We start from the raw sequence: 21,051 nt of genomic DNA, 5'->3' as shown, positions 1-21,051 counted from the left end.
CGCGACATCGTTGTCAGCAGAGGGCTGAAAAAGGCCGCCCGAAGGCGGCCTTGTCAGGAAAACCATGGGTGTCCGAGGGGGGACTTGAACCCCCACGCCCGATAAAGGGCACTAGCACCTCAAGCTAGCGCGTCTGCCATTCCGCCACCCGGACGGGGTGTGCAACCGCGACCCGCGGGGTCGTGGTGACGGGGTCAACGATACCAAGGATTCGGAGTGCTTCTCACCTGGGATTGCGGCGGGCGGTCCGGCCGGGTGCGGGGCCCGGACGGACGCTGCGGAGCAGGTGGGGGCGGGTGGGGGCTCAGGTGGCGATGCCGATGGCCTGCTTGACGGTGGCGGGGTCGGAGAGGGCGTGGAGCATGAAGTGGGCGACGTCGGCACGGGAGGCGAGGGCGCCGCCCCGGAGGTTCTGGTCGACGGCGGTGCGGTAGGTGGTGGAGAGCGGCTTGTCGGTGAGACGGGGCGGACGGACGGAGGTCCAGTCGAGGCCGCTGTCGCGGAGGATGTCCTCCATGAGGGCGAGGTCGGCGAAGTGCTTGCCCAGGAAGAGCTTGCCCATGGGGGCGCCGACATAGCGCATGAGGGGGCCCTCGCCCGGGTCGTGCTTGGGCGGGTTCGGACGGCCGGGCGACGGGGTGGTGGAGACCGGCGCGGCGCTGACGACGACGATCCGGCGGGCGCCGGTGGCCTGCATGGCCTCGACGATGGCGCGGGTGCCGACCGAGGTGATGCCGGTCTGGGCCCGTGAGCTGGGACCGAACGCGGACAGGACGCCGTCGGCGCCCTCGACCGCGCCGCGCAGCGCGTCGGCGTCGGGGTGGGTGAGGTCGGCGGTGACGGAGTGGACGTCCCGGGTGAGTCGCGCCGGATTGCGGACGACGGCCGTCACGTCGTGTCCCGCGTCGACCGCCTGATCGACCAGGAGCCGGCCGATCCCCCCGGTCGCCGCGAAGATCGTGAGCTTCATGTGGTGGCTCCCTGTGTGTGCGTGTGCTGTGCCAGGTTCAACGCGGCGCCCCACCACCGGGTTTCGGGGTGCGGGCGCCGGGCACTTGACGCACGGTCAGGAGCGGCCGTTCACGGGGCCGGTCAGGAACCGTTGTTCGGGGCCTGCTTCGGACGGGCGGCGATGGCACGGTGGTGCCGTACGACCTCGTCGATGATGAAGTTGAGGAACTTCTCGGCGAAGGCCGGATCGAGCTTGGCGTCCTCCGCGAGGCGGCGCAGCCGGGCGATCTGGTCGGCCTCGCGGGCCGGGTCGGCGGCCGGGAGGTGGTGGGCGGCCTTCAGCTCACCGACCTGCTGGGTGCACTTGAAGCGCTCGGCGAGCAGGTGCACCAGCGCCGCGTCCAGGTTGTCGATGCTGCCGCGCAGGGCGCGGAGTCTTTCCAACGCCTCCTCGTCGCTCACCAGTGAGTGCTCGGCGGTCGGCTGGTCGCTCATCTCGGTCTGCCATCCTGGTCGGTCCGTGGTGCTCGGCGGCGAGTTCCCGATCACCCTACCTATGTCACTCTTGAGGCATGGGACGGGTCACCGAGCGGCGCCGCGTACTGCGGATCAGGGACGGCGTGGCGGGGCACCGCGCGGACACGCTGGTGGCCGAGGAGCCGCTGGAGATCCGGCTGAACGGCAAGCCGCTCGCCATCACGATGCGCACACCCGGCGACGACTTCGCGCTGGCCACCGGCTTCCTGGTCAGCGAGGGCGTGCTCGCCGCGGCCGACGACGTCAGGTCGGTGGTGTACTGCGCGGGCGCCACCGCGGACGGCGTGAACACGTACAACGTCGTGGACGTCCAGCTCGCGCCCGGTGTCCCGCTTCCGGACATCTCGCTGGAGCGGAACGTTTATACGACGTCGTCCTGCGGGCTGTGCGGCAAGGCCAGCCTGGACGCGGTGCGTACGGCGACGCGGCTGCCGATCACCGATCCGGACTCCCCCAGGCTCACCCCGGCGCTGCTGTCCTCGCTGCCCGACCGGCTGCGCGCCGCGCAGGCCGTGTTCGACCGCACCGGCGGGCTGCACGCCGCCGCCCTCTTCGACGAGCACGGCGAGCTGCTGGACGCGCGGGAGGACGTGGGGCGGCACAATGCGGTGGACAAGCTGGTCGGCCGGGCGCTGCGCGAGGGCCGGCTGCCGCTGGCGGGACACATCCTCATGGTCTCGGGCCGCGCCTCGTTCGAACTGGCGCAGAAGGCCGTGATGGCGGGCATCCCCGTACTGGCCGCCGTCTCCGCCCCCTCCTCGCTCGCCGTCGATCTGGCCGCGGAGTCCGGTCTCACCCTCGTCGGCTTCCTGCGCGGCAACTCCATGAACGTGTACGCGGGCGAGTCCCGTATCGTGCTCGCGGCGGAGCACACCGGGTGACCTGGTCATCGGGTCACCGGGTCACCGGGTCATCAGGTCACCGGCTCATCGGGTGATCCGCTGAACAGGGCCGTCAGCGGCCGACGTCCCCGTCGTACCGCTCGCGGATGATGTCGGCGTGGCCAGCGTGCCGCGCCGTCTCCTCGATCATGTGGACCAGCACCCAGCGCAGGGACGGCGCCGGGGTCTCGCGCAGGGAGCGGGCGCCGGGGCGTTCGAGGTCGGCGCAGGCGGCGACGGTCTCGTTGCTGCGCAGGGCGGCGGCGCGGTAGGCGGCGATCAGGTCGGCGCCGCTCTCGTCGTCGGACGGCGGGATCTCGTCGTCCCGCAGCGGGAGGTCGGCGCCCTCGTAGGCCCAGACGAACCAGTTGAACTCGACGGCCGTGAGGTGCTTGACCAGGCCGAGGAGGCTGGTGCCCGAGGTGACGCCCGGCGCCTTCGCGACCTCGTCCGGCACGCCTTCCGCCTTGGCGACGACGGCCTCCCGCAGATAGTCGAGGAAGCTCAGCAGCGTCGTCGGCTCATCCGCGTTCAGCCCCGGCGGGCGCAGGTCGCCGCGGAGCGGCGGCGGGTCCGGCTGGTCGCGTGGCGTCGTCGTCCTGGTCATCGCGCCACGCTACCTCCGGGTCCGGCCGGCGTGCCCAGCGTTTACCTCCGGGTCCGGCCGGCGTGCCCAGCGTTTCGCGATCACCGCGCAGACCATGAGCTGCATCTGGTGGAAGAGCATCAGCGGCAGTACGGCGAGCCCGGCGCCGGACCCGAACAGCACGGTGGCCATGGGCAGTCCGGACGCCAGGCTCTTCTTGGACCCGGCGAAGACGATGGTGATCCGGTCGGCCCGGTCGAAGCCGAGGCGGCGCGCGCCGAAGGAGGTGAGGCCGAGCATCAGGGCGAGCAGCACCGCCTCCAGGACGAGCAGTTCCGCCAGCCGCGGCACCGGGACCTTGTGCCAGATGCCCTCGGCCATGCCCGCGCTGAAGGCGGTGTAGACGACCAGCAGGATCGACCCGCGGTCGACGTAGCCGAGCACCTTGCGGTGCCGGATGAGGAAGCCGTTGATCCAGCGGCGCAGCACCTGCCCGGCGACGAAGGGCGCGAGCAGTTGGAGGGAGATGTCGAGCAGCGCGTGCGCGTCGACGCCGGAGTCGCCGCCGATGAGGGCCGCGGCCAGCAGCGGGGTGAGGACGATCCCGGCGAGGCTGGAGAAGGACCCGGCGCAGATGGCGGCGGCGACGTTGCCGCGGGCGATCGAGGTGAACGCGATCGAGGACTGGATGGTGGACGGCAGCAGGCACAGGAAGAGGAAGCCGGGGTAGAGCTGCGGCGCCAGGACGTACGGGACCAGGCCGCGGGCGGCCAGGCCCAGCAGCGGGAAGGCGACGAAGGTGGCGGCGAGCACGGTGAGGTGCAGCCGCCAGTGGCGCAGCCCGGTCAGCGCCTCGCCCGTGGACAGCCGGGCGCCGTAGAGGAAGAAGAGCAGCGCGACCGCGCCGTTGCTCGCACGGCTCGCGGTGTGCGCGGCGGTCCCGGTCGCGGGCAGCAGCGCGGCGAAGGCGACGGTGGCGAGCAGGGCCGCGATGTACGGGTCGACGGGCAGCCGCTTGAGCAGCCCCGACCGCTTCGGGGCCCGCGGCGCGGTGTCCGTCGCGGCGGCCCGCGGCGCGGTATCTGTCACGGCCTGCGGCGCGGTGTCCGTCCCGGCGGCCTGCGGCGCGGTGTCTGGCGGGTCCTGCGGCGCGGTATCTGATGGCACCGCTCCAGCATCGTCGGGGCGTCGGCGATCGGGAAGCCCGGTTGCCGTACTCACTGTCATCACGGAACGCGATTGCCGGACTAGACTTGCGGGCATGTTCGATCCCGTGCAGCTGCGGACCTTCCTCGCCGTGGCGCAGACGCTGAGCTTCACGCAGGCCGCGCAGCGCCTGGGGCTGCGGCAGTCCACGGTGAGCCAGCATGTGCGGCGCCTGGAGGAGGCGGCGGGCTGCCGGCTCTTCGCCCGCGACACCCACGGCGTGGAGCTGACCGAGGACGGCGAGGCCATGCTCGGCTTCGCCCGGACGATCCTGGAGGCGAACGAGCGCGCGGCCGGTTTCTTCACCGGCACCCGGCTGCGCGGACGGCTGCGCTTCGGCGTCTCGGAGGACTTCGTGCTGACCCGGCTGCCGGAGATCCTGGAGGGCTTCAGGCGCGAGCACCCCGAGGTCGACCTGGAGCTGACCGTCGAACTGTCCGGCACCCTCCACCAGTGGCTCGACGCGGGACGGCTCGACCTGTGCCTGGCCAAGCGGCAGGGGCCGAACGGCCCCGGACGGCTCGTGTGGCGCGACAAGCTGGTGTGGATCGGCGGCGAGCGGCTGCGCCTGGACCCGGACCGTCCGGTGCCGCTGATCGCCTTCCCCCCGCCCGGCATCACCCGCGCCCGCGCGCTGGAGGTGCTGGAGCGCGACGGGCGGGCCTGGCGGGTGGCGTGCACCAGCGCCTCGCTCAGCGGTCTGGTCGCGGCGGCCCGCGCGGGCCTCGGCGTGATGGCGCACGCGCAGGGGCTGGTGCCCGCCGGGCTGGTACGGCTGCCCGCCCGGTCCGGGCTGCCGGAACTGGGCGCGGTGGACTTCGTCCTGCTGCACGGGCGGCGGCAGGCCCGCGCCCAGGACGCGGCCGACGCGCTGGCCGCGGCGATCCTCGCGGGCGGCGACCGGCTGCACAAGCCGCTGTCCTGACCAGGCGCGGGGCGGATGACGCGGGGCCGAACGACGCGGAGCCGCGGGCGGGGCCGGACGCGGGGCGCACGTGGCCCCTGGGACAGTGGAGCGCCAGTGACCGGTCGGCGCAGATTTGGTGGAGATAAAAGTACGGCGGCGGAAGCATCGGAAACGGCCGCGTGGGCACGACTCCCTTGTGAGACGCGGTCATACGCCCGTCACCAGCACAGATGTCCGATAACACGGCCCTGCCACGGCCCTCCCGCCCGTGCGGCGGATCGGATAGCTTACGGGCCCCGCACTGTGCGGTATGAGGAGAGCACCCGTTGCGCGAGTTCACCGTCCCCCCCATGGCCACGACGCCACAGGCCGGAGGTTTGGCGGATGCCGTGTTCGGCAACGCACGGCAGGCCCCCGACAAGGTGGTGTTCGGTCGCGCGGACGAGGACGGCGTCTGGCAGGACGTGACGACGAGCGAATTCCGCGACCAGGTGCTCGCGGTGGCCAAGGGGCTGCTGGCCGAGGGCGTACGGTTCGGCGACCGGGTCGCGATCATGTCCCGTACCCGGTACGAGTGGACGCTGTTCGACTTCGCGCTGTGGGCGATCGGCGCCCAGTCCGTACCGGTCTATCCGACCTCCTCCTCCGAGCAGGTGCGGTGGATGCTGCACGACTCGGGCGCGGTGGCGGCGGTCGTGGAGCACGAGGACCACGCCATGACGATCGGCGCGGCCGTGGACGAACTGCCCGCGCTGACCCGGCTGTGGCAGCTCGACTCCGACTGCGTGAGCGAACTGTCGGAGGCCGGGCGGCAGATCGGCGACGAGGTCGTGGAGCGGCACCGTCTCGCCGTCACGCCCGACGCCGTCGCCACCGTCATCTACACCTCGGGCACCACCGGGCGGCCCAAGGGCTGTGTCCTCACGCACGCAAACTTCATGGCGGAGACCGAGAACGTGGTGGCCCGCTGGGAGCCGGTCTTCCGGAGCAAGCCGGGCGAGGAGCCGTCCACACTGCTCTTCCTGCCGCTGGCGCACGTCTTCGGCCGCATGGTGGAGGTCGCCGCGGTACGGCACCGGATCCGCCTCGGCCACCAGCCGAGCATGACGGCCGCCGAACTCATCCCGAGCCTCGCCGCCTTCCGGCCGACGTTCGTCCTGGCCGTGCCGTACGTCTTCGAGAAGGTCTACCAGGGCGCGCGCCGCAAGGCGGAGGCGGGCGGCAGGCTCGGGCCGTTCGAGAAGGCGGTCGACGTCGCGGTGCGGTACGCGGAGGCGGTGGAGGCGCGGGCCTTCGGCACCGGCCCAGGTCCGAGCACGGGCCTGCGGATGCAGCACCAGCTCTACGAGAAGCTGGTCTACAGCAAGGTCCGCGACGCGCTCGGCGGCCGGGTGCGGCACGGGATCTCGGGCGGCTCGGCGATGGACCGGCGGCTCGGCCTGTTCTTCTCCGGCGCGGGCGTCACGATCTACGAGGGCTACGGCCTGACCGAGACGACGGCCGCCGCGACCGCGAACCCGCCGGAGCAGACGCGTTTCGGCACCGTCGGCCAGCCGGTGCCCGGCACCACCGTGGCCATCGCCGACGACGGCGAGATCTGGCTGAGCGGCGGCCAGGTCTTCCACGGCTACCTCAACAACGCCAAGGCCACCGAGGAAGTGCTGCGGGACGGCTGGCTCGCCACCGGGGATCTGGGCGCGCTCGACGAGGACGGTTATCTGACGATCACCGGCCGCAAGAAGGAGATCCTGGTGACCAGCGGCGGCAAGAGCGTGTCGCCGGTCGCGCTGGAGGAGCGGGTCCGGGCGCACCCGCTGGTCGCGCAGTGCGTGGCCGTGGGCAACAACCGGCCCTTCGTCGCCGCGCTGATCACCTACGACCGGGAGGCCGTCGAGCACTGGCTGCGGATGCGCGGCAAGCCGAATCTGCCCGCCACCGAGCTGGTGCACGACCCGGACCTGGAGGCGGAGATCCGGCGGGCCGTGGTCGCCGCGAACACCCTTGTCTCGCAGTCCGAGTCGATCCGCACCTTCCGCATCCTGGCGGCGCCGTTCTCGGAGGAGCGCGGCACCTTGACGCCGTCGCTGAAGCTGAAGCGGCGGGCGATAGAGAACGTGTACGCGCGGGAGATCGAGGCGCTCTACCGGGGCTGAGGCGGGAGCCCGGCCCGCCGTGCCTGCGTCAGGGAGCCCACGTCAGGGGCTGAACCTACGCCAGGGGCTGCCGGTCGCCGGACGCGGCCGGTCCCCCGGATGCGGCCGGTCCGCCTGGTGCGGCCGGTACCGCCGCGCCTGACAGGCCGCCGTCCGCCTCGTTGAGCTGCCGGATGCGCGCGCTCAGGTCCGTACGCCAGTCGACGGTCTCCGACTCGACGTGGCCGCGCACCGTCGTGACGAGCCGGGCGATGAGGGCCAACTGGCGCTCGACCTCGGCCGGTTCGAGCGGCCCCGAGGTACGGGCGGCGGCTCCTCCCGGCCCGGCCCGCAGCACGTCGGCGGCCCATTCGAGGCGTACGGCGTTCAGCTCGCCGCGGAGCGCGTGGGCGACGGTGATGTCCCGCATCCAGCCCGCGGACAGCCCGAAGAAGTGGTCGAAGCCCTTGCAGCCCGCGGCGAGGGCGAGCAGGACGTATCCCCAGCCCTGCCCGGAGCCGCCGCTCGCCGCGGTGGCCAGCGGCACGGCCGTACCGGCCACCGCGAGGGCGATGGCCAGCGCCTGGAGCGTGCGGGAGGCGGTGCGCTTGCGCCGCTTGTCGCGCTGGTACCAGTCGATGGCGTCCTGCGCCTCCTGCTCGGCCCAGGCGCGCAGCCGCGCCAGCGCCTCGCGCTGCCCGTCCGCTCCTTCGACCGCGATGTCCGGGAAGGGCCTGCCGCCCAGATCGCGGGCCTGCCGTTGCCGCCGCCCGGTCCCGGACGCGCCCGTCGGCGTACCGCCGCCGTCCAGCTCAGTCATCCGGCGAGGTTATCGGCTGCCGCGCCGCCGTCACGTCCGGTCGCGGTAACGCGCCGTTTCTCAGGGCGGGTTCACCGCCGAGCCGTGGGATTCCGCACCCACAAGCCCCGCAGGGCCCCCACCGAGCCCGAGGGGCGCCGTGTGACGCGTATACGGAAACGTGCGGCGCGCTGACGGGACGTGGGGCCGAAGGGCGTGCGCGAGCCATCGCGGTGTCCGGTTCCCGCCGCGCCCGTCCGCGCCGTGCGGGGGACGGGCGGTCGGCGGCACCTGCGGTGCGCTGGAGCGCGCCGCGCTCGGGCCGGTCGGGCCCGGCCGCGCGGAACCGGTGAATCCGGACAACGGCACCCGCCTCGGGCCGGATCCGGACCCTTCGGCCAGACGTAACACTGGCCTCACCACGTAACCGGCGCGCAAGGTCCCGGGTGAACCCCTGTTCACCTGGGGCCTCTAGCATTTCGCACATGCTGGACTACGACGTGGAGGCGGCGCGTTACGACGCCACGCGCGGCGGTGTGCCGCGGGCCCGGTCAGCGGCCCGCGCGATCCTCGCCCTGGTGCCCGAACGCGCGGGCACACTGCTGGACATCGGCTGCGGTACGGGTCTGGTCACCGGGCTGCTCGACCGGCCGGGACTGCGGGTGTTCGGCGTCGACTCCTCCGAGGGCATGGCCCAGGTGGCCGCCGAGCGCCTCGGCGCGTCGGTGGTGCTGGGCAACTGCCATCGGCTGCCCTTCGCCGACGCGTCCTTGGACGCGGTGAGCGCGGTGTGGCTGCTGCACCTGCTGCCGGACGCGCCCGCGGTGGTCGCCGAGTGCGCCCGCGTACTGCGGCCCGGCGGGGTGTTCGTGACGACGGTCGACAAGGACTCGGGCCACGACATGAACAGCGACGTGGACGAACTGCTGGCGCCGTACCGGGTGCGGAAGGCGTACGACGCGGCCCCGCGGATCCTGGCCGTCGCCTCGGAGCACGGGCTGCGCAGGGCGGGCGAGGCGCGCTTCACCGGCCACGGGCAGGGCCGCTCCCCCGAGCGGACCGCCGGGGATCTGGAGCGCGGCTACTACGCGTCGGCGCTGGCGCTGGACGACGAGCAGGCCGGCGCGCTGGTGCGGCGGCTGGCGCTGCTTCCCGGCCAGCAGGTGCCGCGCCCCGACCCGGTGTACCGGCTGCTGGCGCTGCGCAAGGAGAGCTGAGGGGCGACGCCGGACCGGCCGGGGAGGGCCGGGCCGGCGCCGGGCGGCCGTGCCGGTCACTCCTTGGCGAGGTCGGCCAGGCTCGCGAGGGTCCACGCCTCCGCCGCCTCGTGCGTGACGCCGAGGCCGGCGAGCGCTCTGGCGGCGGGTTCCTGGTCGTCGCTGAGGACGCCGAGCAGGATGTGTTCGGTGCCGATGTAGTTGTGGCCGAGCCGCAGGGCCTCGCGCAGCGCCAGGTGGAGGGTCTTCTTGGCGGCGGGGCTGACCGGGAGGTTGCCCTTGAGGGGCTCTTCCTCGGTGCCGGGGGTGGAAACGGCGGCGCGGACGGCTTCCGCGCTGACGCCGAGGGCGCCGAAGCACAGGGCGGCGAGGCCGTGGGGCTCGTCCAGCAGGCCGAGGACCAGGTGCTCGGGTGCCACGGCGCTGTGCCTGGCGCCGCGGGCCTCCTCCTGTCCGGCGGCGACGGTCTTGCGGGCGCGCGCGGTGAAGCGGTTGAAGCCCGCCTCCACGCTCAGATACTCCAGGTCCTCGGGGACCTTGGGCACGAACCGCTTCTGCGCGGCCTGCTTGCTCACCCCCATGTGCTGGCCGATGTCGGTCCAGGAGGCGCCCGCCCTGCGGGCCTGGTCCACGAAGTGGCCGATGAGGTGGTCGGCGATTTCGCCGACGTGGGTGGCGACGGCCACCGCGTGCTGGAGGTCTTCGAGCGGTTCGCTGCCGGGGTGCTGTTCCTTGACGTAGTCGATGAGGTCGTCGAGTCGTACCGGGTGTTGGGTCATGCGTCAACTCTAGGTTGACGATTCCTCGATCGTCAACCTTCAGTTGACGATTGGCTCTTTCTTGACCGACCGTTCTCATTGACCCTAGGGTCATCGGCATGGCGAGGAGCAAGGAATTCGACCCGGACACGGCGCTCCAGGCGGCACTTGAGCTGTTCTGGCGGCGCGGTTACGAGGCCACGTCGATGGCCGACCTCGTCGAGGCGCTGGGCATCGCGCGGGCGAGCGTCTACGCCACCTTCGGCAGCAAGCACGAGCTGTATCTGCTGGCGCTGCGCCGCTACGGCGAGCTGTGCGATCCGCGGCTGCTGGAGGAGTTGTCACAGCCGGGGCCCGCGCTGCCGGGGGTACGGGCGGTGGTGACCCGCTTCGCCGAGGAGTCCGCGCGCGACGAACTGCGGCGCGGCTGCTTCATGACCAACACCGCGGTGGAACTGGCCCCGCACGACCGGGCCGCGGCCCGCCGGGTGGAGGCGAGCTGGGACCTGCTGGAGGCCGGGCTGACCTCGGCGCTGCTGCGGGCCCGCGCCCAGGGCGAGCTGCCCGCCGGGCGGGACCCGCGGGCGCTGGCCCGCATGCTCCTGGTGCTGCTCCAGGGGATCCGCGTGGTCGGCAAGGCCGGCGGCGACCCGGAACGCCCGCGCGACGCCGCGGCGCAGGCGCTGGCCCTGCTCGACTGAACGGACGGGTCCGAGCCCCCTTTTCGCGACCGATCGTTCTCATTCCCGTAGGCACCCAAGGCATCTGGAGAGCCGTCATGTCCGACACCTTCACCGGCAGGGCCGTCCTCGTCACCGGCGGCGGCAGCGGTATCGGGCGGGCCGTCGCGCTCGCCTTCGCCCGTGCGGGCGCCCGCGTCGCCGTCGCCGGGCGGAGTGAGCGGACCCTTGAGGAGACGGTCGCCCTCATCGCGGCCGAGGGTGTCGGCGAGGCCGCCGCCGTACCCGCCGACATCACCGTCGCGCCGGACGTCGAGCGCCTGGTCGACGCCGTGACGGCCCGCTTCGGCGGCCTCGACGTGGCCGTGAACAACGTCGGCGTCATCACCCCTCCCGCCCCGGTCGCCGACATATCCGAGGCCGACTGGCGGCACAGCCTCGACACCAACCTGACCGGGCTGTGGCTCTCCATGAAGTACGAGATCGGCTACATGCGGGCGCACGGCGGCGGCGCCGTCGTCAACGTCGCCTCCAACATCGGCGCCCACCGCCGCGTTCCCGGCCTCGGCGCGTACACCGCGGCCAAGGCCGCCGTCAGCGCCCTCACCCGCGCCGCCGCCCTCGACCACATCGGCGACGGCGTCCGGATCAACGCCGTCAGCCCCGGCGCCGTCGACACCCCCATGTCCTCGCGCCCCGGCGAGACCCCCGCCGCCAAGGCCGCCCGCCTGCGCGCCCAGATCCCCCTCGGCCGCGCGTCCAGCGTCGCCGAGATCGCCGCCGCCGTCCTCCACCTCGCCTCCCCCGCGGCCACCTCCACCGTGGGCACCGACCTGGTCATCGACGGCGGCGCCACGGCCTGACCGGCGGCGGCGTCAGGTCGGTTCACGCCGTCGTCGCGCGGGTCGGTTCCTCACGAACCGGTTCCTGGTGGATGGGTTCCTGGTGGGTGGGTTCCTGGTGGATGGGCTCCTCGCGGGATCGCTCCTCGCCGGGCCGCTTCTCCTGGGATGAGGCGGGGCGCGGCGGGGTGAGCCATGTGCGCAGCAGGGAGTGCAGGGCCTCGGCTCCGACGAGGGGGGCGGGCGGCACGGGGAGTTCGACGGGGGTCAGGAGGAAGGGGTGGCTCTGCGGGCCGCCCAGGCCCCCGTGGGAACCGGCCTGTTCCTCGAAGGCGTGCACGGCTCCGGAGCGCGGATCGCAGGCGGAGTTGACCATGAGGTCGGCGATGTGGGGGAAGCCGTCCGCCCGCAGCACGGCGTCCGCGGCGCCCTCGCCGAAGGGCGCGAGCGGGTCGTCGCCCTTGATCCGCCCGGTGGCCAGCTCGCGCTGCGAGCCGTCGGGGCCCAGCACGAGCGGACCGCGCTCGGCGCTGTGCACGAGCACGAAGCCGATACCGGGGTGCCCGGTGAGCGCGTCGAGGAGCGCGGGCGAGCGGCGGTCGATCTCCTCCAGCGTGGCCCGCCCCTCGATCTCGGGGAAGGCGACGAGCCCGAGGTTGCCCGAGGCCAGCACGACCGGCTGCGACGCGGGCCCCGCGCACTCGGCCTCCTCCTGCGCCCGCCGCTCCTGCTCGGGGCGGCGCAGCGCGGTGCGGGCCGCCGCCCGCGCCTCGGCGCCGCGCGCCGCCCGCCGCCTGGCCTGCCGTTCGGTCCCGGCCAGCCCGCAACCGGCCCGCACCAGTTCGCGGAAGGTCACCCCGTACGCGCTCTCGAAGGTCTCGCCCTCGCTCTGCCCGTGGTCGGACAGCAGGACGATGCGGTACGGCCGGGGCGCGTACCGCGAGGCGTCGGCGATCAGCGCCACCGAGCGGTCGAGCCGGCCCAGCACCTTGCGCGCGTCCTTGCTGCGCGGGCCCGAGTGGTGGGCGACCTCGTCGTACGCCACGAGGTCCGCGTAGACGGCGGTCCTTCCGGCCAGCATGTCGCCGATGACGGCGGCCACGGCCACGTCCCGTTCCACGACGGTGGCGAAGGCGCGCAGCAGCGGGTAGAGGCCGCCGCGCTTGATCCGGGGCCGGTCCCTGCGCAGCCGCGACGCCGTCGACTCCCCGATCTCGCGGCACACCTCGGCGCTGAACGACCAGGCGGTGCGCACCGCGTTCGCCGGGTCGGAGAAGTAGGCGAAGTAGCCGGATCTGGAGCGGCTGAACTTGTCGCGGCGGGCCGCCACCGACATCACCAGCGCGGACTGTTCCGCGCCGCCGGTGAACAGATTGCCGCGGCTGGCGCCGTCCTCGGCGAGCAGGCCGCGAAAGCCGGTACGGGCCACCGCGCGGCGCTCCAGTTCCGCGGCGCTGGAGGGCCGGTTGCAGACCATCAGCTGGCCGGTCTCCTTCTCGAACCAGCGGAAGGCGGGCACGTCGTGGTTCGTGCCGTGCAGGATGGCGAGCTGGCTCGCGCCGGTCTGGCTGCTCCAGTCGGTGCGCCACGGGGTGAGCCGGTGGGTGGTGCCGAGCCAGCCGGCCAGGGTCGGCATCGCGGGCGGCGCGGCGGTGAGGGCGTCGCGCAGCACGTCGTGGCCCACGCCGTCGAGTTGCAGGAAGACCGTGCCGGGCGTGGTCGGCAGCGGCGGGTCGCTCGCGCGGGTTCTGCGGCCCGCGAGCCGGGCGAGCCTGCGGCCGTACGCGGCGTCGTCCCGTACCGCGAGGGCGGTGCTGGTGGCGGAGGACGTCGCGGACATCACGGCGGCGATCACCACGGCGGTGGCCGGGGCGACCTGGCCGCGGCCGTCGGGGGTGAAGCGCAGGGCGACGAGCAGCAGCGAGCCGTTGAGGAAGAAGACCAGGGCGCCGAGCACGAGCGCGGGCACCAGCAGCAGGGCGCGGACCAGCAGCGGCCACACGAGCGCGCTCAGTACGCCGAAGGCGCCCGCGCCGATCGCCGAGGTCACCGCGATCTGGGTGGGGCTGTCGCCGTTGGGAGCCTCGAGGCGGAAGTCGGGGAGCACCCAGGCGAGTACGGCCAGGGTCGCGCTGGAGACCATCCACACAGCGAGCACCCGGCCGACGGCCCTCACCACGCTCCGGCCGACGGCCCGTTCCCGTCTCTTCGCAGGCTGCGGCACACCTCCACAGTGCCATACCGCCCGCCGCGTCCCGGCGCCCCGTCGGGCCGCGCGCCGGGCCCGGCCCTCGGCAGGGCATACGCTCGGGCCTGCGAGGGTGTGCGCGGGCACGGTACGAGTCCCCTGACCGGGGAGGTGCGACGCGTGTGTGCGATACGGGCGCCCTGGACGGATGCCGGGAAAGGACGGGCGCGGTGGCGGTGGAGATCACGTGGTGGGGCCATGCCACGGTGACCGTGCGGGACTCCGGGGTACGGGTGCTCACCGACCCGCTGTTCACCCGGCGGCTCGCCCATCTGCGCAGGCGGCGCGGCGCCGTACCGCCCGCGTCGGCGACCGCGGCCGACGCCGTACTCATCTCTCATCTGCACGCCGACCACCTGCACCTGGACTCGGTGCGGCGGCTGGCGACGGGCACCACCGTGGTCCTGCCGCGCGGCGCGGTCGCCGCGGTGCCGGGGCTGCGGCGGCTGCGTGACCGGCTGCGGCTGGTGGAGGTCGGCGCGGGCGACTCGCTCCTGGTACGCGGCGCGGACGGCGGGGAGCTGACGGTCAGGGCGGTGCCCGCCGCGCACGACGGACGGCGGCTGCCGTACGGGCCTGAGCGCTCCCCCGCGCTCGGCTATGTGATGGAGGGGGCCGCGCGCACGTACTTCGCCGGGGACACCGGGCTGTTCGACGGGCTGGCCGACGCGGTCGGCCCCTGCGACGTGGCGCTGCTGCCGGTCGGCGGCTGGGGCCCCTTCCTCGGGCACGGGCATCTGGACGCGGCGCGGGCCGCGCGGGTGCTGGCCGATCTGGCGCCGCGAGCCGCGGTGCCGGTGCACTACGGCACATTCTGGCCGATCGGCATGGACGCGGTACGGCCGCACGAATTCCACACGCCCGGCGAGGAGTTCGTGCGGATCGCCGCCCGGCTGGCCCCGCGGGTGTCGGTGCACCGGCTCGACCACGGGCAGTCGGTGCTGGTCGAGGACGCCGGGCGGGAGAGCCGCGGGTGATCGGTTTCCTGGCGTCGGCCGCCGCCAATTCCCCCGCGTCCGAGACCACGCAGCAGGCCATAGGTTATCCGTCGCTGTTTTTGCTGGTGTCGCTCGGCTCGCTGGTGCCGGTGGTGCCGACCGGCGCGGTGGTCTCCAGCGCGGCCGTCGTCGCCTTCCACCAGTCGCAACCCCCGCTCGCGCTGCTCGGGGTGTTCCTCGTGTCGTCCTTCGCCGCCTTCCTCGGGGACGTGGCGCTGTACTGGCTCGGCCTGCGCGGGGTGCGGTCCCGCAACGGCTCGCGCTGGCTGCACCGGCTCCAGGACCGGGTGGACAACACGACGCTGGAGAAGGCGCAGAACCGGCTGGACGCGCACGGCGCGGCCGTCCTGGTGCTGTCCCGGCTGATCCCGGCGGGCCGTATCCCGGTGATGGTGGCGTGCCTGCTGGGCGAGATGTCGCTGCGGCGGTTCGTCCGCGGCGACATCCCGGCCTGTCTGGTGTGGGCGGCGGCGTATCAACTGGTCGGCATCCTGGGCGGGTCGCTGTTCCCCGAGCCGTGGCAGGGGGTGGCGCTCGCGGTGGGGCTGACGTTCGCCTTCGCGGCGGGGCCCATGGTCGTGCGGCGGCTGCGCCGCAAGTAGGCCGCGCGCCGCAAGCGGGGGCGGCCCGTCCCGCGATCAGGCCGCCGGGCTTGCCCTCACGGCGTGCCGTGCCTCGGCGTGGCGTGCCCTCACGGCGTGCCGGACAGCACCCGTGAGCCGCCGATCGGCAGGTCCCACAGGTCGTCGCGGGGGCGGCCGGTCGCGGCCCACGCGGCGTGCAGCCGGGTGAGCGGTTCCAGCGGCGGCTCGGCGGAGAGCAGGAACGTCGCCCAGTGCATGGGCGCCATCGCGGTCGCGCCCACGTCGAGGCAGGCGCGTACGGCCTCTTCCGGGTCGGTGTGCACGGTGCTGAGCATCCAGCGCGGCGAGTAGGCGCCGATCGGCAGCAGCGCGAGGTCGATGCCGGGGTGGGCGCGGCCGATCTCGCGGAACCAGTGGCCGTAGCCGGTGTCCCCGGCGAAGTAGACGCGCCGCCCCGAGCCGTCGGTCAGCACCCAGCCGCCCCACAGCGAGCGGCAGGTGTCGGTGAGCGTGCGCTTGCTCCAGTGGTGCGCGGGGACGAAGTCGAAGCGGACACCGCCCAGTTCCGCCGCCTCCCACCAGTCGAGTTCGGTGACCCGCGTGAAGCCTCGGCGGCGGCACCAGGCGGCCAGGCCCGCGGGCACGAACAGCGCGGTGTCGCGCGGCAGCCGCTTCAGCGTCGGCGCGTCGAGGTGGTCGTAGTGGTTGTGGCTGATGACGACGGCGTCCACGGGGGGCAGCGTCTCCCAGGGCACGCCCACCGGGGTGACTCTGGCCGGGGTGCCGGGGATCCGGCGGGACCACACGGGGTCGGTGAGCACGGTCAGCCCGCCGATGCCGATCACCCAGCTCGCGTGTCCCACCCAGGTGAGGCTGACCGTGCCCGCCGTCGTCGCGGGCAGCGGTCCCTGCTCGACCGGCAGCGACGGCACCTGCGCGAGCGCGGCGGCCGGCGGGCGCATGCTGCGTTCCCGTACCGAGCGCAGGACGTCGCGCAGCCCCGGCAGCGGGTCCGTCAGCCGGTCGGCGAACGACTTGGGCCAGGTCCTCAACTCGCCCAGCGGACGCGGACCGGCGAGGGTGCTCTCGCTCTCGGCGAGGGTGCGCTCGCTCTGATCGGTCATCGGGACTCCCATCCGTCACGGTCTCGGCGCCGTCGGCGACACTCGCCGGGCAACAGCGGGCCGGGGCGGCGGCCCCGGCGGTTCGAGCCGGGGCGGCGGCCCCGGCGGTTCCGGCCGGGCCGGGAAGCCCGACGGGACCGGCAGGACCCGTGGCCGCGGCACAGGGTGTGGGGAGGGTGGGCGAGGCGCGTGTGGCCCGCCCGGCCGTCCCGAACACCGCTCGCACCCACCGGATCCCCGATCATCGTTCATCGACCTACCCAAAAAATAGGTCAGGTCCCACGCCCCCGCGATCCGGTGTCCGCCGATTCGCCGATGTCGGCGGATTCACCGATGCCCGCGGATTCGCCGATGCCCGCGCATTCACCGACCGCCCCGCCCGCGGGGCCCGACCCGCCCTCCGGGTACCCGGTGGCGTGGCCGCTGACGGCGACGGCCAACGCGGCCAGCGCGGCGACGACATGCGGGACGGCGAGCGGGTCGGGCGCGGCCAGCGCGACCCGCCGCTCGTCCTCGGTGGCGCCGTGCAGGTGCCCCGTGCTGATCCGCACGCGCGGCTCGTCCGGGTCGTCGCCGAAGCGGTGGCCGCCGAGTACGGGGTAGCCGAGGGCCACGGTCAGCCGCTCCTCCAGCGCGGCGGCGTCCAGGCCGGGCGCGGGCAGCGTCGGATAGAGCTGGAAACCGGCGCGCGGCGGACGGCAGGTCGCCCCCGCGCCGGTGATCGCGCGGAAGGCGGCAGCGGCGGTACGCGCGTGCAGCCGGTTGGCCGCGGCGGTGCGGTCGGTGACCTCCGCGGGCTCGGTGAGGACGTATCCGGTGGCGGCGGCGACCGGCGCGGGCAGCACGGCGCGCAGCGCGGCGAGTACGTCGAGGGCCCGCTCCCGCCAGGCCGCGCCGTGGGCGGTGGCGGGGAAGCGGGCGAGCGCGGCGGGCACCGCGGCCGGGACCAGCGTGGCGCCCAGGTCGGCCAGGACGACGGTGTGGTCGGGCAGCATCTCGGCCGGGCTGAGCAGCACCGTGTCGCGGTGGTGGAGCGTGTCGGAGTACGTCTCGTCGGAGACGATCAGCAGCCCCGCCTCCGCCGCGGCCTCGCACGTCTCGTGCAGCAGCTCGGGCGCGGTGACGGTGCCGGTCGGGTCGTCGGCGGCGGACAGCACCAGCAGCCGCGGGTCGGCGCCGGCGGCGCGCGCCCGCCGTACGGTCTCCAGCAGCGCGAAGGGGTCGGGCACGCCGCCCTCGGGCGGGGTGGGCGCGGTGTGCACCCGACGGCCGAGCAGCCGGGCCACCGGGGCCTGCCACGCGGGGGCGGGGCGGGCCAGCACCGGGTCGCCGTCGACGGCGGCGAGCAGCGCGAAGAGCAGCGGCTCCGCGCCGGGCGCGGCGAGCACGTGGTCCGCGCGGCAGGGCAGGCCGCGCCGGGCCCAGTAGCCGCAGGCGGCGTCGAGCAGCCGCGGGCCGCCGCCCGGGACCTCGGCGCCGGGCCGGGCGTCGGCGGTCCGTTCCCGCCAGTACGCGGGCAGCGGCAGTCCCGAGTCGGGTCGCAGGTCGTACCGCGGGCCGAGCCGCATCCGGTTACCTCCGCTGTGTAGGTGGGCACCCCTGGGGCCCACTTTCTCCCGCGGCGGCGCGGTCCGCATCCGACGCAACGGCGCGGTCCGCATCCGACGGAACGGCCGGTGGGGCGGCCGACGGCCGAGCGCGCGGGTGAGGAGGAGGAGGCGCGACCCGCGTTCAGCGCAGCAGCAGTGCGGGCAGGTCGCGCATGTCGTCGAAGACCGTCGTGCCGGGGCCTTCGAGCCAGCCCGCGGGGGTGAGTCCGCCGCAGTAGCCGTACGCGCGCATGCCCGCCGCGCGGGCGGCGGCCACCCCGTACCGGCTGTCCTCGACGACCACGCAGCGCGCGGGCTCGACGCCGAGGCTGCGGGCCGCGTGCAGGAAGAGGTCGGGGGCGGGCTTGCCGTGCTCGACCTCGCTCGCGCTGAAGATCCGGCCCTCGAAACGCTCGTAGAGCCCGGTGAGGCCAAGCGTGTGGCGCAGTCCCTCGTGGCTGGTGCTCGACGCGACGCAGCTCGGCAGGGTGAGCGCGTCCAGGGCCTGCGTGATGCCGTCGACCTCGGTCAGGTCGGCGTCGAACGCCTCCTGGTAGAGGTGCCGGTAGGGGGCGTCCCAGTCCTCGGGCAGGGAGCGGCCCAGGCGTTTCTCGATGGCGGTGGTCATGTCGCGGTAGGAGCGGCCCACGAACCGTTCCACGATCTCGGCCTCGCTCAGCGGCCAGCCGACCGCGGCGAGCACGAACGCGTCCACCTTCACCGCGATCTTCTCGCTGTCGACCAGCACACCGTCGCAGTCGAAGATCACGAGTTCCGGCTCTGGCCAAGGGGTGTGCGGGTGAGCTTCGTTCACCCGGTGAGACTACAGCGGCGGCGCCGGTGGACGGCGGACACGGGGGCGGCGGCGCGGGTGCGGTACCGGCGGATACGCGGGCGGCCGTCCGTGACGGAACGGCAACGGCCTTGATCAGGCGGTGTGCCGCGGCCAGGCGTGGGTAACCGGCCCGCATGACGTATCCCTGGAAGAACTGGGACAAGGCGCTGTTCGCCGAGGTGGCGGAGCGCCACTGGCCGGGCGCGGAGCCGGTGCTGCCCCGGCTGAGCAGTGCCGCGAACCACGGCCGGCTGTGGTTCGCCGTCGCCGCGGGCGTCGCGGCCACCGGCGGCAGGACCGGACGCCGGGCGGCGGCGCGCGGACTGGGCTCGCTGGCGCTGGCGTCGCTGACGGTCAACACCGCGGGCAAGGGCGCGGTACGGCGGTCGCGGCCGATACTCGACACCGTCCCGGTCATACGGCGGCTGCACCGCCAGCCGATCACCTCGTCGTTCCCCTCGGGCCACGCGGCCTCGGCCGCCGCCTTCGCCGCGGGCATGGCGATCGAGTCGCCGCGCTGGGGCCTGGTGATCGCGCCGCTCGCCGCGAGCGTGGCCTTCTCACGGATCTACACCGGAGTGCACTATCCGAGTGACGTGGTGGCGGGCGCGGCCCTGGGCCTTGGCGCCGCCGCCGTCGTACGCGCCCTGGTGCCGCCCGCTCCGGGAAAGCCGGAGCCGGGCGCCGACGCGCAGGTGCCGTCGCTGCCCGAGGGCCGCGGGCTGCACGTGGTGGTGAACTCCGCGTCGGGGCCGCCGCCGCTGCTGTCGGCGCCCGTAGACCGGATCGCCGCCGCGCTGCCCGAGGCGTCGGTCGGTGAGTGCACCGAGGACGACGACCTGCTGGAGATGCTGGAGAAGGCGGCGCGCACGGCCGTGGAGCAGGGCGGCGCGCTCGGGGTGTGCGGCGGTGACGGCACGGTGTGCCTGGCCACGGCCGTCGCCCTGCGCCACCGGCTGCCGCTGGCGGTCTTCCCCGGCGGCACCCGTAACCACTTCGCGCTCGACCTCGGCCTGGAGACCGTCGAGGACACCGCGAAGGCGGTCGCGGCGGGCCGGGCGGCCAATGTGGACGTGGCCCGGCACACCAGCCTGGACTCGCCGTACAGCGAGTCGGCGCCCTTCCTCAACACCTTCAGCATCGGGTCGTACCCGGAGCTGGTACGGGTACGGGAGCGCTGGTCGCGGCGGGTGGGGAGCTGGCCCGCCAGTGTGCTGGCCGCCGTGCACGTCCTGCGGACCTGCGAGCCGGTGGACATCGAGGTGAACGGACGGCCGCGCTCGGTGTGGCTGATCTTCGCGGGGAACTGCCGCTACTCCAGCGTCGGGCTCGCCCCGGTGCGCCGCCGCGACCTCAACGACGGCGTGCTGGACGTGCGCATCGTGGACGGCGGGCCCTTCGCCCGTACCCGGCTGCTGGGCGCGGCCCTCACCGGGGTGCTGACCCGGTCGCCGGTGTACACGTCGGCGACCGTACGGCGGCTGCGGCTGCGGCTGCCCGGCGAGGGCGTCCACCTCGCCTACGACGGTGAGGTGGCACCCGCGCCCGGTGAGCTGCTGCTCGACAAGGTGCCCGGCGGGCTGGTGGTGTACCGGGGCTGACCGGGGGCGCGGGGCGTGCCGGGGCCTGCTCGGAGCCGCCTCAGGCGGCTGGGGCGGGGTTGACGACGCGGGCGGCGGTCAGTTCTGGCCGCCGACCAGCCCGGCCAGGGCGCGGACGCCTTCGCCCGAGATGCTCAGCGAGTCGGGGCTGCCGGTGTCGATGGACAGGATCAGTTCGTCGGAGGGCCAGGCGCCGCTGAGCACGGCGAGCTGGACCAGCCGGTAGCGACTGGTCGTCGGCAGCGCTTCGGCCATCCGGGTCTCGGAGGTGAAGACGGGCACGAGCTGGCGGCCGTCCTCCTGTTCGTACACCGGGAGCTGGATCTGCCGGGGAGGCTCGCCGCCGTTGGGGTCCTCGTCCACGCCCGGCACCGGCAGCAGGACTTCGCTGACCGCGAGCGTGCTGAGGGCGACGACGTTCTCGCTGCCGTGGGCGATCTCGCGCAGCGCGCGCTGCGCCGGGGGCAGGCCGCTGTCCGGGTCGAGGCCGTCGGGGGTGATGTCGGTCATCGCTTCTGGTTCCTCTCGCCGCTTCTGGCGTCAACGGTGCTCGGATCCCCCGCACGTACCCGGCTG

General features: G+C 74.2%; 20 protein-coding genes and 1 tRNA gene. 9 read left to right on the top strand and 12 right to left on the bottom strand.

The genetic code is table 11. The features are described 5' to 3' along the window. Positions 1-69 precede the first annotated feature (69 nt). From ACFY9V_RS29780 to ACFY9V_RS29770, 3 genes are all read right to left on the bottom strand, one after another. Positions 70-154: transfer RNA gene (locus tag ACFY9V_RS29780), tRNA-Leu, on the bottom strand. A gap of 150 nt (positions 155-304) precedes the next feature. Next, positions 305-970 carry an NAD(P)H-binding protein gene (locus ACFY9V_RS29775; protein ID WP_355339358.1) on the bottom strand — a complete coding sequence of 222 codons (666 nt, stop codon included), beginning with the start codon at positions 968-970 and terminating at the stop codon, positions 305-307. 122 nt (positions 971-1,092) lie between these two features. Further along, a complete protein-coding gene (locus tag ACFY9V_RS29770) occupies positions 1,093-1,446 on the bottom strand; it encodes a chorismate mutase (protein ID WP_391119403.1) in 354 nt (117 codons plus the stop codon). A 77-nt stretch (positions 1,447-1,523) separates the two neighbouring features. Here ACFY9V_RS29770 and fdhD point away from each other — a divergent pair, with 77 nt between their 5' ends. Then, complete coding sequence (fdhD, locus tag ACFY9V_RS29765) at positions 1,524-2,369, top strand: formate dehydrogenase accessory sulfurtransferase FdhD (RefSeq protein ID WP_391163725.1); 846 nt, start codon at positions 1,524-1,526, stop codon at positions 2,367-2,369. Between the two features lie 73 nt (positions 2,370-2,442). Here fdhD and ACFY9V_RS29760 read toward each other — a convergent pair whose 3' ends face one another. Continuing rightward, a complete protein-coding gene (locus tag ACFY9V_RS29760; RefSeq protein WP_391051352.1) occupies positions 2,443-2,976 on the bottom strand; it encodes a DUF664 domain-containing protein in 534 nt (177 codons plus the stop codon). Between the two features lie 9 nt (positions 2,977-2,985). Beyond that, positions 2,986-3,978, bottom strand: coding sequence for a bile acid:sodium symporter (locus ACFY9V_RS29755; RefSeq protein WP_391163772.1), 993 nt, complete (start codon positions 3,976-3,978; stop codon positions 2,986-2,988). Positions 3,979-4,216: 238 nt separating this feature from the next. Between ACFY9V_RS29755 and ACFY9V_RS29750 the strand changes: the two genes are divergently transcribed. Both ACFY9V_RS29750 and ACFY9V_RS29745 read left to right on the top strand, forming a co-directional pair. After that, the gene (locus ACFY9V_RS29750) at positions 4,217-5,086 is read left to right on the top strand and encodes a LysR substrate-binding domain-containing protein (RefSeq protein WP_391163724.1); all 870 of its coding nucleotides are present in this window, start codon (positions 4,217-4,219) and stop codon (positions 5,084-5,086) included. A 308-nt stretch (positions 5,087-5,394) separates the two neighbouring features. Further along, positions 5,395-7,221, top strand: coding sequence for an AMP-binding protein (locus ACFY9V_RS29745; RefSeq protein ID WP_391163722.1), 1,827 nt, complete (start codon positions 5,395-5,397; stop codon positions 7,219-7,221). Positions 7,222-7,276: 55 nt separating this feature from the next. Here ACFY9V_RS29745 and ACFY9V_RS29740 read toward each other — a convergent pair whose 3' ends face one another. Further along, entirely contained in the window at positions 7,277-8,020 is a 744-nt protein-coding gene (locus ACFY9V_RS29740; protein ID WP_391163721.1) for an SLATT domain-containing protein, read from the bottom strand. 464 nt (positions 8,021-8,484) lie between these two features. Here ACFY9V_RS29740 and ACFY9V_RS29735 point away from each other — a divergent pair, with 464 nt between their 5' ends. Continuing rightward, a complete protein-coding gene (locus ACFY9V_RS29735) occupies positions 8,485-9,216 on the top strand; it encodes a methyltransferase domain-containing protein (protein ID WP_391163720.1) in 732 nt (243 codons plus the stop codon). 56 nt (positions 9,217-9,272) lie between these two features. Here the strand turns inward: ACFY9V_RS29735 and ACFY9V_RS29730 are convergent, their stop codons facing one another. Continuing rightward, positions 9,273-9,995, bottom strand: a complete 723-nt coding sequence (locus ACFY9V_RS29730; protein WP_355339337.1) for a Clp protease N-terminal domain-containing protein — start codon at positions 9,993-9,995, stop codon at positions 9,273-9,275. Between the two features lie 98 nt (positions 9,996-10,093). On the opposite strand from ACFY9V_RS29730, the gene ACFY9V_RS29725 reads away from it, so the two are divergent. Both ACFY9V_RS29725 and ACFY9V_RS29720 read left to right on the top strand, forming a co-directional pair. Further along, positions 10,094-10,675 carry a TetR family transcriptional regulator gene (locus ACFY9V_RS29725; protein WP_391163718.1) on the top strand — a complete coding sequence of 194 codons (582 nt, stop codon included), beginning with the start codon at positions 10,094-10,096 and terminating at the stop codon, positions 10,673-10,675. Positions 10,676-10,752: 77 nt separating this feature from the next. Continuing rightward, positions 10,753-11,517: an SDR family oxidoreductase gene (locus tag ACFY9V_RS29720; RefSeq protein WP_355339331.1), complete on the top strand. Its 765-nt coding sequence runs from the start codon at positions 10,753-10,755 to the stop codon at positions 11,515-11,517. 22 nt (positions 11,518-11,539) lie between these two features. Here the strand turns inward: ACFY9V_RS29720 and ACFY9V_RS29715 are convergent, their stop codons facing one another. After that, a complete protein-coding gene (locus tag ACFY9V_RS29715; protein WP_391163771.1) occupies positions 11,540-13,639 on the bottom strand; it encodes an alkaline phosphatase family protein in 2,100 nt (699 codons plus the stop codon). 275 nt (positions 13,640-13,914) lie between these two features. Between ACFY9V_RS29715 and ACFY9V_RS29710 the strand changes: the two genes are divergently transcribed. Next, complete coding sequence (locus ACFY9V_RS29710; RefSeq protein ID WP_391163716.1) at positions 13,915-14,721, top strand: MBL fold metallo-hydrolase; 807 nt, start codon at positions 13,915-13,917, stop codon at positions 14,719-14,721. After that, on the top strand, positions 14,718-15,344 hold the full coding sequence (locus ACFY9V_RS29705; RefSeq protein WP_391163714.1) for a VTT domain-containing protein: 627 nt from the start codon (positions 14,718-14,720) through the stop codon (positions 15,342-15,344). The genes ACFY9V_RS29710 and ACFY9V_RS29705 overlap by 4 nt, the downstream gene beginning before the upstream one ends. Before the next feature lie 89 nt (positions 15,345-15,433). On the opposite strand, the gene ACFY9V_RS29700 is transcribed toward ACFY9V_RS29705, so the two are convergent. The 3 genes from ACFY9V_RS29700 to ACFY9V_RS29690 all read right to left on the bottom strand — a co-directional run bounded on the left by ACFY9V_RS29700 (position 15,434) and on the right by ACFY9V_RS29690 (position 18,808). After that, complete coding sequence (locus ACFY9V_RS29700) at positions 15,434-16,450, bottom strand: MBL fold metallo-hydrolase (RefSeq protein WP_355339322.1); 1,017 nt, start codon at positions 16,448-16,450, stop codon at positions 15,434-15,436. Between the two features lie 272 nt (positions 16,451-16,722). Further along, positions 16,723-18,018, bottom strand: a complete 1,296-nt coding sequence (locus ACFY9V_RS29695) for an aminotransferase class I/II-fold pyridoxal phosphate-dependent enzyme (RefSeq protein ID WP_391163713.1) — start codon at positions 18,016-18,018, stop codon at positions 16,723-16,725. Positions 18,019-18,181: 163 nt separating this feature from the next. Then, positions 18,182-18,808 carry an HAD-IA family hydrolase gene (locus ACFY9V_RS29690; protein WP_391163770.1) on the bottom strand — a complete coding sequence of 209 codons (627 nt, stop codon included), beginning with the start codon at positions 18,806-18,808 and terminating at the stop codon, positions 18,182-18,184. Positions 18,809-19,008: 200 nt separating this feature from the next. On the opposite strand from ACFY9V_RS29690, the gene ACFY9V_RS29685 reads away from it, so the two are divergent. After that, the gene (locus ACFY9V_RS29685) at positions 19,009-20,475 is read left to right on the top strand and encodes a phosphatase PAP2 family protein (RefSeq protein WP_355339316.1); all 1,467 of its coding nucleotides are present in this window, start codon (positions 19,009-19,011) and stop codon (positions 20,473-20,475) included. A 78-nt stretch (positions 20,476-20,553) separates the two neighbouring features. Here the strand turns inward: ACFY9V_RS29685 and ACFY9V_RS29680 are convergent, their stop codons facing one another. Next, a complete protein-coding gene (locus tag ACFY9V_RS29680) occupies positions 20,554-20,985 on the bottom strand; it encodes an SseB family protein (protein ID WP_355339313.1) in 432 nt (143 codons plus the stop codon). Positions 20,986-21,051: the final 66 nt, after the last annotated feature.

The sequence above is a fragment of the Streptomyces sp. NPDC008317 genome (assembly GCF_042955955.1).
Classification (GTDB): Bacteria; Actinomycetota; Actinomycetes; order Streptomycetales; family Streptomycetaceae; genus Actinacidiphila.
The sequence above is the reverse complement of the archived record's forward strand: the minus strand, read 5'-3'. Positions and strand labels throughout refer to the sequence as shown.